The sequence below is a fragment of the Algibacter sp. TI.3.09 genome, from assembly GCF_038154905.1.
GTDB lineage: Bacteria > Bacteroidota > Bacteroidia > Flavobacteriales > Flavobacteriaceae > Algibacter.
Genome location: NZ_JBAKAN010000017.1, coordinates 1 through 1856 on the forward strand (window position 1 = coordinate 1; position 1856 = coordinate 1856).

Below are 1856 nucleotides of genomic sequence, written 5' to 3' on the forward strand. Positions count from 1 at the left end.
TCGCCGAAAACTTGGAAGCGTATTTTCTAAATAATACACTTTTTTAACTGCCTTTTTTTATTCCTTTTGCGTAAACAATATTTATATTGAAAGTTATCTAACGATAGCCACGCTATTGCTTACAACGTTTATGTATAAGAATAGTTGCGGGTTTGTATGCGAGGATTTTCCGAAGGAAAATCAGACGTTACAAACACGCAACGACCTTTGTTTAAGCACTAAACCGCAATTATTTTTATACGGTGTTGTAGGTAGTTTTTAATTTTTCAGTTTGTTTCATTATTGTTTCTTTAAAAGATAAGTCGTGAATGTAAACTGATTTTTTTCCTTTTTTGTATTCTTTATAAAATGAATTCCATTCTTCAGGAAAAATCAAACCAGAAGCAAAAAAAATAATACAAAAAATGTTTTTATTTCCGTTTCCAAATAAATAAGCTTGCATTTTTATTTCCTCAACAGAAGTCATTCCATATCCAAGTATTATATGTTTCAAATCGTGATTTTCAAATTTAGGTATCACTTTTAGTTTGTTATTGTCAAGCAATTTATTCAGGTCATAGCCTATTGTTCCTTTTTGTAATTTTTCTAATTCATTTTTAATATTTTCCGATTTTGTTCTATAAAAAAATTGAAGTGGTTTAATTGCTAAATATATTTTCAAAAATTCAACAAGTTGCTCACGAAGCATTGGAATTTCATATGTTTTTTCTTTAATACTTAATGTTATCATATTTCGTTTTTAATTACCTACAACGTTGCGTATAAGAAACGTAGGGCAGGTTATAAATACTATCGTTTCGGTTTATTACTTAGCTAAATATAAATATTTTGCTTCTATTTTTTCTACTATAAACGCCAAATTTTATATTTAGCGTACTTTGTTAATATGCACAAACTTAAGGTTTAGCACAAATGCCCTATGTTTTTTATACTGTGTTACCAGCTTTTTATCCTGTCCATACATTAGTTGATATGTATTGCATTGAATTCTCTCTTAAAACCAAGTATTCAATAAAGTCCCACGATTTATCAATTTTAAGAATTGATACAATGTTTGTTTCTTCCTCTAGTTGCATAGAATTATTAGGCATTTCCCAATATTTTGTGAATTCCAAAGATTCAGTTTTATATTCTTCTAATGTTATTGGAATGAATTCATTATTTACAGTATCCCAACCATCATAATCAAGTTTAGCAGAAAAACTAATCCAAGCTTCTTCATTAGAATTTACATTATCAAGGGAAATATATCCTATAGTAATTTCTTTTTGTCCGTCATCTTGTTTTTTTAATTCAAAATCAACTGGTTTAAATTCTGTTTCAAGAAGAGAATGGAGTTTGATTTGGTTAATAAATCTGTTCTCAAACCTTTCATTTATTAAGTCAAATGATTCTTTTTTTAAAAGCTCCATTTGACCATAATCGACTTTGAATCGCCAGTTCATTAATCTCCAAATCAATGTAATAATTCCAATTCTGTTTGATAGATTATATTGTTCATCAGTCAGAATTCTTAATGTCTGAGAAAAGTTTTTAAAGTTCTCAAATGTGATTTCAAATTGTTTACTTTGATATGTAGCTTTTATTTTTTTGCTGTTTCTTACATCTAATTCGTTCTCTATTCCAAACGATTTTAGCTCTCTATTTAAAGCATAAAGAAGCTCCAATTTTGAAGGTCTAGAATTATTAAAGTATAGAATGTAATCGTATTTCATTTTTTCTAATTGCTGGTAACGGCAGGTATATAGACATTAAGGGATTATCAATATAAATATCCTACAGATTTATATTGAAGCTAATTTAGGAAATAAATATTTAAATTTAAGAAAGAATATTTGGTTTACTAAAGTAGCGTT

At 27.5% G+C, this 1856-nt stretch carries 2 protein-coding genes; both read right to left on the reverse strand.

What is annotated here, in order from left to right:
- Positions 1-235: 235 nt before the first annotated feature.
- Positions 236-730, reverse strand: coding sequence for a hypothetical protein (locus V6246_RS18135; RefSeq protein WP_341561856.1), 495 nt, complete (start codon positions 728-730; stop codon positions 236-238).
- A gap of 217 nt (positions 731-947) precedes the next feature.
- Entirely contained in the window at positions 948-1715 is a 768-nt protein-coding gene (locus V6246_RS18140; RefSeq protein WP_341561857.1) for a hypothetical protein, read from the reverse strand.
- Positions 1716-1856 lie beyond the last annotated feature (141 nt).